The sequence below is a fragment of the Streptomyces sp. NPDC047085 genome (assembly GCF_040643735.1).
Lineage (GTDB): Bacteria > Actinomycetota > Actinomycetes > Streptomycetales > Streptomycetaceae > Streptomyces.
Map to the genome: position 1 here is coordinate 213,017 of NZ_JBEYUW010000002.1, position 15,371 is coordinate 228,387.

At 72.3% G+C, this 15,371-nt stretch carries 9 protein-coding genes and 1 pseudogene; 5 read left to right on the forward strand and 5 right to left on the reverse strand.

The window, feature by feature from the left end; translation table 11 throughout:
* Positions 1-67: 67 nt before the first annotated feature.
* From ABZ865_RS06665 to ABZ865_RS06675, 3 genes are read left to right on the forward strand one after another with little or no spacing between them, the layout of a single operon-like run.
* Positions 68-709 carry a DUF6230 family protein gene (locus ABZ865_RS06665; RefSeq protein ID WP_361224942.1) on the forward strand — a complete coding sequence of 214 codons (642 nt, stop codon included), beginning with the start codon at positions 68-70 and terminating at the stop codon, positions 707-709.
* Positions 703-1,167, forward strand: a complete 465-nt coding sequence (locus ABZ865_RS06670) for a DUF6114 domain-containing protein (RefSeq protein WP_361224945.1) — start codon at positions 703-705, stop codon at positions 1,165-1,167. Before ABZ865_RS06665 ends, ABZ865_RS06670 begins: the two co-directional genes overlap by 7 nt.
* On the forward strand, positions 1,157-1,882 hold the full coding sequence (locus ABZ865_RS06675) for a hypothetical protein (protein WP_361224948.1): 726 nt from the start codon (positions 1,157-1,159) through the stop codon (positions 1,880-1,882). Before ABZ865_RS06670 ends, ABZ865_RS06675 begins: the two co-directional genes overlap by 11 nt.
* Positions 1,883-1,960: 78 nt before the next feature.
* Here ABZ865_RS06675 and ABZ865_RS06680 read toward each other — a convergent pair whose 3' ends face one another.
* On the reverse strand, positions 1,961-5,743 hold the full coding sequence (locus tag ABZ865_RS06680) for a S8 family serine peptidase (protein WP_361224951.1): 3,783 nt from the start codon (positions 5,741-5,743) through the stop codon (positions 1,961-1,963).
* Positions 5,744-6,188: 445 nt separating this feature from the next.
* On the opposite strand from ABZ865_RS06680, the gene ABZ865_RS06685 reads away from it, so the two are divergent.
* Complete coding sequence (locus ABZ865_RS06685; protein ID WP_361227174.1) at positions 6,189-8,276, forward strand: SpoIIE family protein phosphatase; 2,088 nt, start codon at positions 6,189-6,191, stop codon at positions 8,274-8,276.
* A 229-nt stretch (positions 8,277-8,505) separates the two neighbouring features.
* Here ABZ865_RS06685 and ABZ865_RS06690 read toward each other — a convergent pair whose 3' ends face one another.
* Positions 8,506-9,687, reverse strand: coding sequence for a hypothetical protein (locus ABZ865_RS06690; RefSeq protein WP_361224954.1), 1,182 nt, complete (start codon positions 9,685-9,687; stop codon positions 8,506-8,508).
* A gap of 170 nt (positions 9,688-9,857) precedes the next feature.
* On the opposite strand from ABZ865_RS06690, the gene ABZ865_RS06695 reads away from it, so the two are divergent.
* On the forward strand, positions 9,858-10,043 hold the full coding sequence (locus ABZ865_RS06695; RefSeq protein WP_361224957.1) for a hypothetical protein: 186 nt from the start codon (positions 9,858-9,860) through the stop codon (positions 10,041-10,043).
* A gap of 3 nt (positions 10,044-10,046) precedes the next feature.
* Here the strand turns inward: ABZ865_RS06695 and ABZ865_RS06700 are convergent, their stop codons facing one another.
* The 3 genes and pseudogenes from ABZ865_RS06700 to ABZ865_RS06710 form a co-directional block, all read right to left on the reverse strand.
* Positions 10,047-12,431, reverse strand: a complete 2,385-nt coding sequence (locus ABZ865_RS06700; RefSeq protein ID WP_361224960.1) for a glycosyl hydrolase family 65 protein — start codon at positions 12,429-12,431, stop codon at positions 10,047-10,049.
* Positions 12,432-12,606: 175 nt separating this feature from the next.
* A complete protein-coding gene (locus ABZ865_RS06705) occupies positions 12,607-14,730 on the reverse strand; it encodes an RICIN domain-containing protein (RefSeq protein WP_361227177.1) in 2,124 nt (707 codons plus the stop codon).
* A gap of 177 nt (positions 14,731-14,907) precedes the next feature.
* Positions 14,908-15,135, reverse strand: a pseudogene (locus ABZ865_RS06710) (ricin-type beta-trefoil lectin domain protein); the annotation flags it as partial.
* Positions 15,136-15,371 lie beyond the last annotated feature (236 nt).

Genomic DNA, 15,371 nt, shown 5'->3' on the forward strand with positions numbered 1-15,371 from the left:
AGGATCCGTCACCGACAAGCAGAACAAATGAGACATCTTTGGCTTTGTCGGGCACCGGGGAGATCACTTGACGACCGAAGGAGACCGGATGGCGCACGGGGTGGGCAGAACCCGCTGGAGGGTCTTCGCGGCCGTCCTGGTCCCCGGTGTCGCCGCCTGCGCGGCACTCGGGATCGCCATGGCGCAGGGCGTGCTCGCCGCGTCGTTCTTCATCTCCGGCGAGAAGTTCCAGATCACCGCGGACAAGCTGGTCGCCAACGGCTTCAGCCTCTACAGCACGATCGACGTGACCAGGAAGCGCGAACCCGTGCCCGTGCTGGTCACCGGGGCACGGCACGCGGAGATCAGCGGGCTGTGCCAGTCCGTGACGATCGACCTCCCGGTGCTGGGGCCGCAGACGCTGAGACTCACCGGCGGCGACGAACGGCCCATCGAGGCGTCGGAGCTGTTCATCGACGCGACCGCCGAGGCCGCCGGGCAGGCGAACTTCCGGGACCTGGACCTCGGCGTCGCGCAGGGTGCCATCACCGAGGGACCCGTCAGTCCCGGGGACCGGAAATCGCGGTTCTTCGACCCCGACCTCCCCGGCCAGCAGGCCCGGTCGGTGACCCTGACCGACGTGCGTGTGAACGCGGTCGCGGTCTCCGCCGCCACGTTCGACGTTCCCGGTCTGCGTGCCGTGCTCGAGCGGGGCCGCCACGAATGCTGACCCCGGTACGACGCCTGATCGCCCACTTCCCCGGCGGATCACGTGAAACGCCCGTCACCGTGGCGGAGATCCGGCACAGGTTCAGGACCTGGCGCGGTGAACGTCCCTTCTGGGCCGGGGTGTTCACCTTCAAGGCCGGGCTGCCCATCCTCTACTGGCCTTACGCGCATCTGGACCTGGGCGGCATTCCCCTGGCCCTGTCGACCACGTCCGGTGCCGGATCCCTGACCATCGGCGTCCTGCTCATGACCCTGGGACTCGCCCTCTGGTACCGGCCCCACCTGCGCGTGTTCGCCGGGATCGCGACCCTGCTCCTCTCCCTCATCTCCTTTCCGGTCGCGAACTTCGGCGGCATGTTCCTCGGAGTGATCTCCGGCCTGATCGGCGGCTCGCTGGCCTGCGCCTGGATGCCGCCGCCCACGGCCGCTCCGGCGGAGGAGGGCCCCAGTGGCGGCTGACCACCGGCTCGGGCCCGTCGCCTGCGCCCTGGCCCTGGCCGCCGTGCCCCTGGCCCTGCACCTCACCGCTCCCCCGACACCGGCGCCGCCGACGACGCCGGCAGCACCAACAGCACCGGTGACCCCGACGACTCCGAGGACACCGACAACACCGACACCGACACCGAGGAGCGCGTCGGCACCGCCCAGTGCCTCGCCGGCACCGTCCTCATCCTCCGGCGCACCGCTCGACCTGCCTCCGGTCCGCCCGGCGAACGGCTCCTGGGTACTACGCGCGGACCGGCTCGTGCTGCGCGGCAGCAGGTTCCGCGGCGTGGTCACCCTGCGGACCGCAGCCGGGGCCGTGCGGGTACTGAAGTTCACCGCGCGGTCACTGGAGGCCGTCGACCTGGACGTGACCGCGGGCCGAGGGCGTGCGGCGCTGCGGCTGCGGTCCAGGCCCGCGAGCACGTCCACCATCGAGGGGCGGGGCGACGACGGCACAGTGACGCTTTACGTCAGCAAACTGTCCGGCACGCTCGTGGGCCTCGGCGGCGCCCCGCTGCCGGCGGACCGCGCCGTCACCCTCACCCCCGACGCCGTACCTCTCTGGCTCTCCCAGCCCCCCTCCCTGACCCGCACGCTCACCTTCGTCGACGCGACCATGTCTCCGGTCGCGCAGTTCGGCGGCCAGCTGTCCCTGACGGGGCTTGCGCTCCGCACCGCGGCCGGGTGACGTGCGACCCGGCGCGGCGAACCGCCGGACGGCACCCCCGGTGGGGGTGCCGTCCGGCGGTCGCCGGCGCGAGGTGGGTCAGCGCACGTCGTAGGCGCGCACCACGGTCTGGGTGACCGAGTTGTCGTTCGCGTCGGTCAACGTGACCTTCAGCGTGACCTGTTTGCCGGAGGCGTCGGCGTGGTTCACCGTCGCGGTCCAGACGCCGTCGTGCTCGGCGGTCGCCGCCTCGGTCCACGTGTCGCCGCCGTCGTACGAGTACGAGAGCTTCGCGGTGCGCAGGGCGCCGGGTGTGTAGCCGGCGTGGCCGGTCGCGGTGAGGGTGATGTGCCGGCCGTCGCGTGCCGCCAGCGTCTTCATGCCGTCCTCGGGGATGTCGTAGCGCGGGAAGAGGAGGGGCAGGCCCTGCGAGTACGCGTTCTCGTCGAGCCGGGAGCGGAAGGACCAGGTGGTCTCGGTGGAGGTGGAGCGCTTCCAGACCTTCGCGGGCGAGCCGAACTTTTCGGTGCGCAGGGTCAGTTCGTACGCGGAGTCGGCAGCCAGGACGTCGAAGACGCCGTAGGGGTAGATGCTCGACCCGGCCTGCTGACCATTGATGCGCAGGGTCATGTTGCCGATGTCGCCGAACGAGCCCTGGGTCGCGCTGTGTTCACTGTCGCCCCAGAAGCCGGGTGCGATGCCCATGAGGTTGCCCTGCCGCTCGGCGGCGAGCTGCTCCCGGCCCGAGGCGTCGCGCGGGGCGGCGGGGGCGAGGACGCCGCCGTACCAGCTCTCGGTGCGCTGTTCGCCCGCCGTGTAGGTGTGGGTGGCGCCGTTCATGAACTCGCCCCAGGGGAAGCTGCTGGAGACCCGCTGCGAGAAGCCGGTGTCGCCCGTGGAGTAGTACTCGGTGCGCTTGCCGGGCGCCGCGACCAGGTCCAGCAGACCGAGGGAGACATTCGCGTCCGGCCGGTATGCGATCACCCCGTCGAGGTAGTCGGCGGCGACGCCCATGGCGTGGTAGGTGGCCTCGGTGCTGCCGAGCTCGGTGTCGCGGTCGCGGTAGGTCCGGTCGGACTCGATCGGTCCGTTCTCCGGGAAGGCGAGGTTGTAGACGTACGGGCTCACGGCGGTGGCCCGCCAGTCGAGGGTGACCGGGCCCGATGCGAGCCGGTCCAGGACGGTCTTCGCCTCGTCGGCGGGAAGCGCGAGGACCGGTAGCGGTCCGCCGATGCCGACGGAGGGGTACCAGCGGGCGGGGGCCTCGTGGTAGGCGATGAGCGCGACGGCTCCGGCCGCCTTGGCGTCCTGGGCCTGCTTGCCGACGGAAGTGGTGGTGTCGGGGACCCGGATCAGCGCGATCCTGCCCTTGACCTGGGCCGAGGCGAGTTCCGCCGGGGTGCCGGCGCCCGCGGCGACGACCTGGGCGCTGCCGGTGCCGTCGAGGTTGGCGGAGCCGGTGCCGGCGGTGACCGGGTGCAGGCGCGGTCCGTCGGCCATGCCGAAGTCGGTGATCTGCGGGGCGTAGCGGCGCCAGTAGCTGCCGAACTCGAAGTCGCCGTCGTGGGCGCGCCCTTGGACGTCGGCGTAGAAGCCGTTGATCTGGCGGCCGCCGCTCAGCGAGCCCGCGTGCTGCCAGACGCCGTCCCACGAGCGGGAGAAGGCCAGGGTGGTGCTGTGGCTCTCGCTGGGCCGGTCGGTGCGCACGGACAGGCGGTGCGCCTCGCGTGCGTCGAGGACGACGGTGGTTTCCTTGGCGATGTCCAGCTGCGGGTCGGCCGCGTAGGTGATCGAGTCGGTCTGGGGGCCGTCGCTGTCCGGCGTGGTGATGAAGGAGGACAGGAAGTAGCTGCCGGGCCGGATCCGGTACGTCTGCTCGGCGGCGCCGCTGTTGTAGCGCCGCTCGCCGATCGCGTCGTCCATGCCGACGAGGTCGACGGAGGAGGAGCCCGCGGCGGGGTTGCCGCTGCGGTCGACGACCTTGACGCGGAGGGTGACGGTCTCCGGCTGGACGTACAGCGCGAACGGGGTGGAGACGGTGACCCGGTCGGCGGCGTCGGTGCCGGTGGTGGCGATGACGCGGCCGGTGACGTCGCCGTACTGGCCCGCCTTGAGCGAGGCGTCCGGGTCCAGCCGGAGCGGCACCTCGACGGTGCCGCCCGCCGGCACGGTGACGGTGCGGTCGGCCGGCTTGGCGAGGGCCGAGTGGACGGTGGAGCCGTCGTTGCCGGTGACGTCCCGGACGGCGAGGTTCAGCGTGACCGGGTGGTCGGTGGTGTTGGTGTACGGCACGTCGACGGTGGTGCGGTCGGCCTTGCTCTGGGGCCAGCCGAAGCTGCCGCCCTGGACGGCGGGCGCGCTGAGCACGGTCTGGTCGATCGCGGCCTTCACGTCGAGGCGTCCGCCGCCGGTCTCACGTACGTCGCCGGGGACGGCGCTGTCTGCGGAGGAGACCAGCGCGGCCTTGACCTGCTGCGCGCTCCAGTCGGGGTGGCGCTGCTTGACGAGGGCGGCGGCACCCGCGACATGCGGGGTCGCCATCGAGGTGCCGCTCATGGTGCGGTACGCGTAGACGCCGCGGCCGCCCGCGGAGGCGGCGGAGATGTCGACGCCGGGCGCCGCGATCTCGGGCTTGAGGGTGTGCGCGTCGCGCACGGGACCGCGGCTGGAGAACCAGGCGGTGGAATCGTCGCGGTCGACGGCGCCGACGGTCAGCACGCTCGGCGCGCAGCCGGGCGAGGACACCGAGTTGAGGGACGGACCGGTGTTGCCGGCCGCGATCACGAACAGGGTGTCCTTGTTGCCGCGGGCCAGCGCCTCGGTGGCCGTGGCCATCGGATCGGAACAGTCGGTGGGGGCCGGGTTGCCCAGGCTCATGGAGACGACGTCGGCGTGCTGGTCGACGGCCCACTGCATGCCCGCGATGATCCACGAGGTGGCGCCGGAGCCGGAGTCGTCGAGCACCTTGCCGACGAGGAGTTCGGTGCCCGGTGCGACACCGCGCTTCGTGCCGCCGCTCGCCGCGCCTGTGCCGCCGACCGTGGAGGTGGTGTGGGTGCCGTGACCCTGACGGTCCGCGGTGTCGGGCGAGTCGGTGAAGTTCTCCGTGGCGCCGATCCGGCCCTTGAGGTCGGGGTGTTCGGCGTCGACGCCGGTGTCGAGCACGGCGACCTTGGTGCCCTTGCCGTCGTACCCGGCAGCCCAGGCCTCCGGCGCGTGCACCTGCCGGGTCGACCTGTCGAGCGTGGCCTGGACCTTGCTGTCCAGCCACAGCTTCTTCAGGTCGCCGGCCGCCCGGGAGCGGGGCGTGCTGATGTCCGCCCAGAAGGAGGCGGCGTTCTTCTTGGACGCATTCAGGGCGACGCCGTCGACCGCGTCGAGGACGAGGCCGCGCTCGGCGCCGCGCGGGGTCGCGGGCACGCCGCGGGCGACGTCGACGGAGGTGTCGTAGACGGCGATGAGCGGCAGCGTGTCGGAGTGCGCGTCGTCGTAGCCCTGGCGCACCAGGCCGGTGACGTTGAACAGTTCCTGGTCGACGCGGCCCGCGGCGATCGCGGGGGCGGCGCTCTCGGGGTAGACGTAGAGGTCCTTGCCGACCTGCCGGGTCTGGACGAGCGGTGTGCCGCCGTCCTCGTCGGGCAACGGGGTCGCGGAGCTGTGTCCCGAGGGGTCCTCGCTGACCAGGACCCGGTCCCCGGTCACGAGGGTCACGAGGGTCACGACCGAATGCGCGGCGCCCTGTGCTGCGGCGGTGGATCCGGTGAGAGGTCTCTTCTTTCCGGCGGGCCCTCCGGGCGTCGCCGCGACGGAGGGCACGGCTGCGGTGGCGGCCAGGACGGCGGCTGTCGCCGCGCCCAGAAACGTACGCGATATCGAGCGCATCGCTCTCCAAACCGGTCGGTGCTGGCGGTGGGCCAACCCTGACAGACCGTTGGAGGATGCAGAATTCGCAGGCCCAGGCGGCTTTGCGCCGTGGCAGCTTTCCGCCACGGAGCCAACTGGGCGCGGATCGGCGCCTCTTGACGCATCCTCAAAGTGGAGAGTCTTGCGGCGGTCGAGACGTGGTGGCACGGCGTCCGGCGCCGGGCATGACAGGTGGTGCCACTTGAGGGACGCGGGCATGTGACAGGCGCTGGCACAAGGCATCCCGTGCCGCGCCCCGCCGAGGTGTCGTGGCCGTGCGGCGGGAATATCGTCCGTATAGGGCCAACGCTCGACAAGGCCGGGCCGGGCATCCGCGCCGACCGTCGAGGGAGGGTGGGACAGCGTGCGCAACCGTGCCGACGTCGACACGGCCGCCGGCTCCGGCCCGGAGCTGCCGGCCCAGATGCTGGCCGAGGTCGTACGGGAGACGGGCGCGTCCGCGGGCTATGTGTACCTGCTGCCGCCGGGCGGGCGGGTGCTGCGGCTGACGCTGCTGTGCGGGGACACACCGAAGCTCGTCGCGCCCTGGTCGCGGGTGCCGCTCGCCGATCCGGTCCCGGTGGCCGACGCCGTGCGCGAGCGGCGCCTGGTGTGGGTGGGCAGCCACGAGGAGATGGCCCGCTCGTACCCGCGGTCCGCGCTCGTGCTGCCCTACAGCTTCGCGGCGGCCGCGGCGCCGATCATCACCGACGCCACCGTCTGGGGCGGGCTGGTGCTGCGGTGGCCCGCCTCGCACCCGCCGCGGATGCCCCAGTGGGAGCGTGACGCGGTGCACTTCTGCTGCCACCGCCTGGGACTGCTCCTGCGACGGGCCGCCGCCGCGGGTGACCCGGTGCTGCCCGGGCCGGAGCCGCGCGTGGTTCCCCCGCTCCGCCCCCGCGCCCCGGGGCCGGTCGAGAAGACGGCCGCGGCCGACTTCGCCGAGCGCCTGCCCGGGGGCAGCTGCGCGCTGGATCAGGACGGCCGGATCACCTTCATCACCACGACCGCCGCCGACCTCCTCGGAGCCGACGTCCCCGGCCTGCTGGGCGCGCGCCTGTGGACGGAACTGCCGTGGCTGGCCGAGCCGATGGTCGAGGACCACTTCCGTGCCGTGGTCTTCAGCCACGAGCCCAGGTCCTTCACCGCCCTGCGCCCGCCGGACCGGTGGCTGTCCTTCCATCTCTACGCCGACGCCTCCGGCATCAGCGTCCGCATCACCCCCGCCGCCCACATCCCCACCGCCCTCGCCTCCGACGTGCCGGAGGTGCCCCGGCCCGCCTCCCCGGGCGCACCGGGCGGGGCCCTCGGGCTGTACCACCTGCTGCACCTGGCGGCCATGCTCTCCGAGGCCGCCGGGGTCCAGGACGTGGTGGACATGGTCGCCGACCAGCTGCTGCCCGCCTTCGACGCGCAGGGCCTCATCCTGTTCGTGACGGAGGCCGGCAGGCTGCGGGTCATCGGTCACCGGGGCTACGACGCCGAGGTCGTCGCCCGCTTCGACGGCACTCCCCTGGACGCCGCGCCGAGTCCGACCACCCGCGCGCTGCGCGACGGAGTGCCCAGCTTCTTCTCCTCCCCGGAGGAGGCGGAGCCGCTGTACCCCGGCATCTCCCGGATGTCGGGCAAGGCCGCCTGGGCCTTCCTGCCGCTGATCGCCTCCGGCCGGCCCGTCGGCTGCTGCGCGCTCTCCCACGACCGGCCCCACCGCTTCGACCAGGAGGAGCGGGCCGCCCTCACCGCGACCGCCGGTCTGGTCGCCCAGGCCCTGGACCGGGCCCATCTGTACGACGCCAAGCACGACCTCGCCCACGGCCTGCAGGCCGCCCTGCTGCCCCAGGCGCTGCCCCCGGTCCCCGGCCTGGAGGTGGCCGCCCGCTATCTTCCGGCCGCGCACGGCGTCGACGTCGGCGGCGACTTCTACGACCTCATCCGCCTCGACGAGGCGACGGCGGCCGCGGCCATCGGCGACGTCCAGGGCCACAACGTGAACGCCGCCGCCCTCATGGGACAGGTCCGCACCGCCGTGCACGCCACCGCCGGCGCACCCCCCGGGGAAGTCCTGGCCCGCACCAACCGCCTGCTCACCGATCTCGACACCGGCCTGTTCACCAGCTGCCTCTACGCCCACCTCGATCTGGACGGCCACCGCGCCCTCCTGGCCAGCGCCGGCCACCTCCCTCCCCTGCTGCGCCACCCCGGCGGGCACACCGAGGCGCTCGACCTCCCGCCGGGGCTGCTGCTGGGCATCGACCCGGCCGCCGACTATCCGACGACCGAGGTCGCGCTGCCGCCCGGCGCGGTGCTCGTCCTGTTCACCGACGGCCTGGTGGAGGCCCCCGGTGTCGACCTCGGCGAGGCCGTCGCGGGCCTCGCCGACCGGCTCGCCCGGGCCGGCGGCCGGAGCATGGACGCCGTCGCCGAGATCCTCGTCGAACCGGCGCGGCAAGCGGCGTCCCGCAGTGACGACATCGCCCTGCTGCTCATCCACCCTTGCGGCAGCGGCCGTTGACACCGGTCACCGGCGGTCGCGGCGCGCGGCGGGCCGCGACGAGGTCGTCTCCGCCTTGTACGACTCTGTGCATCGGCTGCCACTGGCCTGGGCTAACGAACGCGCGCTCCCCCGAGCCAGGCGGCACAGTGAGAGTGCCGGCCGCGCGCCGGCTCGTTCCGTCACACCGCCGATGAAGCGTCACGCAGGGCCCACGTCCGCCAGAAGGAGGCCGTCGACTCGGTCAGTGTCAGTACCGCAGCACCGCGGCCACGCCGCCCGCTCCCGCGAGGGTGCCGTCGGGGACGAAGAGGACCTGCGTGTCCGCCGCGATCGCCCGGTCGACGAGCTGCTCGACGATGTCGGTGGACACGCCCATCGCGTGCGCCGGGGGCTCGACGAACGGCTTCGGCTCTGGCAGGGTCACCGGCGCGGGCACCTCCACCAGGTCCAGCACCCTGCCGTCCCCGGTGATCCGGCCCGCCAGGACCAGACCCTCCTCCACGATCAGCCGTTGCACCCGCTTGTCGGCGACGGCGGTCCACACCTCCGCCGGGCCACCGGCGTACTTGCCCAGTCCCTGCGCCTCGCCCAGCTGGGACAGGGCCTCGGCGACCTGCCGCTCGTGGAACTCGGCGAGGACCGGCTCCAGCCGCTTCATCAGCTCCTGCGGCCTGTCCTTGTCCATCCCGGTCAGCGGCAGCGTGCCCGCGATGTGGCCGCCGTGCGCGGTCACGTCCCGGAACGCCGCGAGGATCTTGTCGCCGCCGACGACGAACAACGGCAGACCGGCGTGCTCGCCGAGGGCGTCGCCGAGCCGCTTGTCGACCCTGCGCAGATACTGCTGGACCCGCTCCTCGTGCCCCTCGTAGGGCGCCGCGTGCGGGATCGCCCCGGGCAGCGCGTCCTCCGGCGACGGGGCCGCGGGGGCACACGGGAAGCCGTGGTGCTCCACCTCCAGCAGGCGCCGCACCGAACCGTGGTACAGCCTGCACTTCTCCTGGTCGAGGACCAGTGCCAGGAACGGCCGGGACCGCTGCTCGGCGCCCACCAGGTAGCGCGTCAGGAACGACGTGGCGAACTCGACCCGCGGCTCCACCGCGGTCAGCGACGTCATCTGCCACACCTGCACCGGCTCGTTCGCGGCCAGATACACGACCATGGCGTCGTCGGGCTGGTACGGATCGACCTCGCGCTCGATCAACGACGGATCCAGCACGTGGTTCCGCAGCTCCAGCTTCGTATCCCGCCCCACGTCGGGGTCGTCCGCCAGCCGCCGCTTGGCCTCGATGACGAGGTCCCGCAGGATGATCCGGTTCTTCTCGCTGAAGGGGAAGTCCGGTTCGGTCGGTACGACCAGGGTGATGGCGGGGTACGGCCGCTCCTCACTGAGAGCGGCCCGGATCTCGGGAGTCAGCTCTGAGGTGTGCATCTTGTCAGCGTCGCACCACGCGTGGGTACCCGCACCTCGAAAGCCCCGAAGGTTCGCTCGCCGCACGGGCAGGGGCGGCGTACCGTGAGCGGTACAGATTCACGGGCTCGTCGAACGCCGGTGACCGGGCCTCCGGAAACGCAGACCTGATGCGAGCAAGGAGTCGAGTCATGCGTAAGAACTCTCCGGTCAAGGGACATCACGGCCTGGCCGCACGAGGACAGGGCAAGCTGCTCTACTACCACACCCAGGCCTCCCAGGCGGCCATCGAACAGGCCAAGAACCAGCAGCAGCCGCCGGTCAAGCGCCCGCCGCAGCAGGAGCACCGCCAGGCCGACGGCCGCTGGACCAGCTGACACTCACTGCACCAGCAGCAGCCGCACCGTCTCCCCCGGCTGGACGGACACCAGCCGGTCCGGGAGGCGGATGTCGATCGGCGAGGCGTGCGAGGCCGGTACGGCGGCCTCCAGCAGCCCGGCGCGCAGCCGCAGGTGGACACCCCAGTGCTCCTGGTAGCGCAGGGCGAAGCCGTAGGAGGAGAAGCCGGGCAGCGGCACCGGGTCGAGCCACACCGCGCCGTCGCGGGTCTCCAGACCGGTCAGGCCGCGCTGGACCAGGTCGAGGGTGCCGGCCATGGCGCCGAGGTGGATGCCCTCGCCGGTGGTGCCGCCCTGCACGTCGGCGATGTCGCCGCGCAGCGCCTCGTCCACGCAGCTCCAGGCGTCGGCGCGGCGGGCGCGGGCCAGGATCCAGCCGTGGACCAGGCCGCTGAGGGTGGAGCCGTGGGTGGTGCGGCGCAGATAGTGGTCGACGGTGGCGGACCAGATGTCGTCGTCGAGATGGTGGCCGAGCCGGGCGAACAGGGAGCGGAGTTCGGCCGGTGAGAAGAGGTAACCGAGCATCAGCACGTCGGCCTGCTTGGACGCCTTGTAGCGGTTGACGGTGTCGCCCTCGGCCTCCAGGATCCGGTCCAGGCGCCGGATGTCCTCGTACCGCTTGCGGTAGTCGTCCCAGTCCAGTTCGGCGAGGTCGCCGTAGCCCTCGAACTGGCTGACCACCCCGTCGTGGAAGGGCACGTGGAGGCCGCGGGAGACCTCCTCCCAGCGGGCGGGTTCGTCCAGCTCCAGGCCGATGCTCTCGGTGAGTTCGCGGCGGCGCGGCTCCGGCAGCAACTCGAGCAGTTCCAGGGCGCGGGTGAGCACCCAGGCGGCGGTGACGTTGGTGTACGTGTTGTCGTCCAGGCCGGGTTCGGCCGCGCCCGGGTAGGCGTCGTGGTACTCGTCGGGGCCGACGACGCCCCGGATGCGGTACCGGCCGAGACCGTCGTCGTAGGTGGCCGAGTCGGCCCAGAACCGGGCGATCTCCAGCAGCATCTCGGCGCCCTCGCCGTGCAGGAAGGCGGTGTCGCCGCTCGCCTCGCAGTACTGCCACACGTTGTACGCCACCGCCGAGCCGACGTGCCGCTGCAGCCGGGAGTGGTCGGGCAGCCAGCGCCCGGAGCGGGGGTTGAGGTGCACTTCCTGGGTCTCCTCACGGCCGTCGCTGCCGCTCTGCCACGGGTACAGCGCACCGCGCCGGCCGAGCTCGCCGGCCGCGCGGCAGGCCGCGTCCAGGCGGCGGTGGCGGTAGTGCAGCAGGGCTCGGGAGACCTCGGGCAGGTGGAGGTTGAGGTACGGCAGGACGAACAGCTCGTCCCAGAAGACGTGCCCCCGGTAGGCCTCGCCGTGCAGTCCGCGGGCGGGGACGCCGACGTCGAGGTCGGCTGTGTGCGGGGAGAGGGTCTGCAGTACATGGAAGAGGTGCAGGCGCAGGATGCGGCCGGACTCGCCCGGCACCTCCAATCCGGCGCCCCGCCACAGCTGCTCCCAGGCCGTGGTCTGCGCGTCGAGCAGTTCGTCGAAGCCGGGCGCGGCACCGACCCGGTCGACGGCCGCGTCCAGCGGGTCGCTGATGGCGGGGTCGTGGGAGGTGTGCAGGGCGACGCACTTGTCGATCGTGACCGTATGGCCGGGGGTCAGCCGCAGGTTGAGCCGCTGGACGGCCCGCCCGGGCTCGTGCGCGTCGGTGAGCTCCGCGCCGGTGACGTCTCCGTCGACGGTCAGCCGGGAGGCGAGGCCGATCACGATGTCCGAGGTGCGGGTACGGCAGTGCAGCCAGCTCGTGCCGGGTGCGGCGGTGCCGGTGTCGACGTGGGTGAGGTGATGGCCGTCCAGGTCGCGGTAGCGGGCCACGCCCGCGTTGCTGACGGTTCCGTCGAGCGCGGCCTCCACCTCCAGGTCGCAGGCGGTGCCCTCGACGGTGAGGTCGGTGCGCAGGGCGGCGAGGTGGGGGTCGGCCATGTGGACGAGGCGGAGCTGGCGCACGAGGAGCGTGCTGTCGGCGGCGAGCCGGTAGCGGGTGCGGCGCTCCAGGACGCCCGGGTCGAGGTGGAGGGCCAGGTGGTGTTCGGCGACGGGGGTGGTGTCGGGGGTGAGCCAGTCGCCGTCGACGGGGCGCAGGCGCAGCGGCAGCCAGTTGGGGAGGTTGACCATGTCCTCGTTCTCGACCTGGCGTCCGGCGATCTCGGAGGTGAGGCGGTCGTAGCAGCCGGCCGCGTAGGTGCCGGGGTAGTGGACGCTGTCCGCGACGCACTCGGGCAGGGCTCCCCGGGTGGCGAAACGGCCGTTGCCCAGGGTGCACAGGGACTCGCGCAGGCTCTCCTGCGCCGGGTCGTAGCCGTCGTACTCCCACAGCAGACCGGTCACCGCGGTGGCCTCCGTTCGCCTGTCCGGGCCGGGTGCCCTGCGGTCCGCGTATCCAGCCTGCGGGGTCCGACACCTCCGCGGGGGCCGGGGCCCGGCTGATCCGTGTGGTACGAGCGAGCCCTCGCCCGGCCGGTCCCCGTTCGACCGGCCGGGCGAGGGCCCGGGCGAGGGCCGGTCAGGGGTAGCGGACGAGGTCGGCCACGTTGGTGGTGGAGTTGGAGGGTCCCCCCGTGCTGTTGACGACGTGGCTGATGGTGCCGGTGCCGCCGAGAGAGACGGTGACCATGCTGGTGAAGCGGACGTCGGGGTTGTTCGGTGCCTCGATGGCGTGGGCGGCGGTGACGCTGGGGTTGACGTTGAAGTAGCAGTAGCTGCCGAGGCCGTACGCCTGGTGGCTGGTGACGGTGTCGGCGACCTTGTAGGCGGCGTAGCCCTGGGTGGAGCCGTTCATCCAGGCTGCCTGGTTGGGCGGGTCGTACGGCATCTCGTTCTGGAAGAAGTAGGTGCGGCCGCCGTTGCCGTTCCAGATCACCTGGTGCTTCTGGAAGTGCTCCACGAACAGCCCGTACATGGTCACGTCGTCGCCGTTGACGACGAGCCCGGTGTCGGCGGTGTTGCTGGTCCAGCCGACGCCGCTGCCGTGGTCGGCGCGCCAGATCCACATGTGGTCGCCGATGACGTTGTCGCTGTTGACGATGAGGCTGGTGGCCGCCTTGCCGACGCCGGCGCCGCCGATGCGGAAGTAGACGTCGTGCAGGGAGGTCGGGTCGGCCGCGTGGGAGGCGGCGGAGCCGGCCGGCCCGACCTCGACGAGGGTCTTCGAGCTGGTGGTGCCGGCGTCGAAGAGCAGGCCCGCGATCTTGACGCCGTCGACGTCGGCGACGGTCATCGCGGTGATGCCGTTGTCGGGCACGAAGGTGGCGAGGCCGAGCCCGAGCACGACGGTGTCGGGGCGGGTCACCTTCAGGGTCTGGTCGAGGTGATAGACACCGGGAGTGACCAGCAGGTTCTGTCCGGAGGCGAGCGCCGCGTTCAGCTGTGCGGCGGTGGCGCCGGGCTTGACGACGTAGAACTGGCTCAGCGGCAGCGAGGTGCCGGCCGGGCTGCCGCTCGCCCAACTGGTGGCCGTGGAGTTGGTCCGGGTGGACGGCACGAACACCTGGTACTTCCCGAAGCCGTCGACGTACAGGAACGGCTTCTCCCGGGTGACCGGGCTCTGGGCGACGGTCGTGTGCGGCGGGTTGGGGAAGCTGGTGCCCGGGACGCCCTGGCTGCCGACGAAGACCATGTTCCAGTTCGAGCCGGTCCAGCTGCCCAGCTGGGAGTTACGGGTCAGCCACTGCTGCTGGCTGCCCGAGTCGACCTGTCCGTCGATCTTGCTGTCGGCGAGGTAGCCGCCGGAGGACCAGCCGCCGTCGTCGAGGGCGAGGTTGCCGCGCAGGTGCATGCGCCGGTACGGCGCCGCCTGCGAGACGGCCCAGCGGTCGCCGCCGTTCCTCGGGGTGACCGAGAGGTTCTCGGCGCCGCGCCAGAAGTTCTGGGTGGCGTTGCCCTGGAACCAGTCGGCCTCCGCGTGCACCGCTCCGTTCACGTTGACTGCGTCCGGGGTCAGGCCGAGGCCGAGGACCTGTGTGTAGAAGCCGACGTTGACGTCGGCGCTGTAGGTGCCGGGCCTGAACAGGACGGCGTAGCGCTGGGAGCCGAACTGGTTGGTCTCCTGCTGCTTGAAGAGGGAGTCCAGCCTGCTCTGGATGGTGGCTGAGGACATCGACGGGTCGAACAGGACCACGTTGGGACCGAGGTCGGGGTCGTCGGAGTTCTGGGACACCGGGGTCACCTGGAAGCGCTGGGCGGCGGTGCCGTTGCAGGTGTACTGGACGAACTGCACGCTGTCGGCGGTGGATGCGGCGGGGTCGTCCAGGCACTTGCCGCTGTTGCGGTTGACGAAGTGGTAGGCGCCGCCGCCGTCGTCGACGGGCAGCCACTGCTGGTTGGCGCCGCCGCCGTAACCCCACAGGTGGACCTGGGCGTTGTCGGCGCTGGAGACGTCCGAGACGTCCACGACCTGGCTGGTGTCGTTGCGGTTGTCGATGCGGACGTAGCCGTCGCTCGTGGCGGTGAAGCGCCACTGCTGGGCCGTGGTGCCGTTGCACGTGTACTGCTGTACGGCGGTGCCGTTGGCGGTGGCGGCTGCGCGGGCGTCCAGGCACTTGCCGCTCGCGGCGTCGACGACGGTGGCGAAGCCGGTGGGCAGTGCGGCGGCCTGGGCGGGCGCGGGAGCGGCGGTCAGCAGGGACACTGCCGCCGCGGTGACCAGCGCGGCCGCGGTGGTGCCGCGGCGGCGGAAGAGGCGAGGCACGGAATCTCCTGGTGGACTAGGTCAGCCGGTGTAGCCGGCGAAGACGCGGGTGTAGTCCCAGTTGGACTGGGAGACGCCGGAGCAGCTGTCGGCGGGGCCGCCGGTGCACGGGCGGTCGCGTACGGTGCCGTCGCCGCCGACCGTCCGCTGCTGGGCGGCGGTGCCGTTGCAGTCGTAGAGCTGGACGGGTGTGCCGTCGGCGGAGTCGGCCCCTGCGACGTCGAGGCACTTTCCGGCGAGGCCGGTGATGGCGCCGGTGGCGGCCCGGGCCGGGGAGGCGGTGAGCAGGCCGGTGGCGAGGGACAGGGCGGCGAGCGAGACGAGCGCGGGGACAGGTCTGGCCATGTGCGGGACGGCCTTTCGCGTGGGGGGAGGCCGGACCCGGGTCCAACACCGAGGCTGGGCCTGGGCGTTGAGCCGGTCCGGAGTCTTTGTTTAAGGCGTGAAGTTAAAGGTACGGACCACTGACGTCAAGGGGGCGGCCCTTGCTGTCGAGCCGGCCTCCGGACCGCTGCCGGCAGCAGCACCCTTCGACTGCTCCAGGCTCGGGAAGAGGCAGCACACCGAGGGCCGCCCGGGTG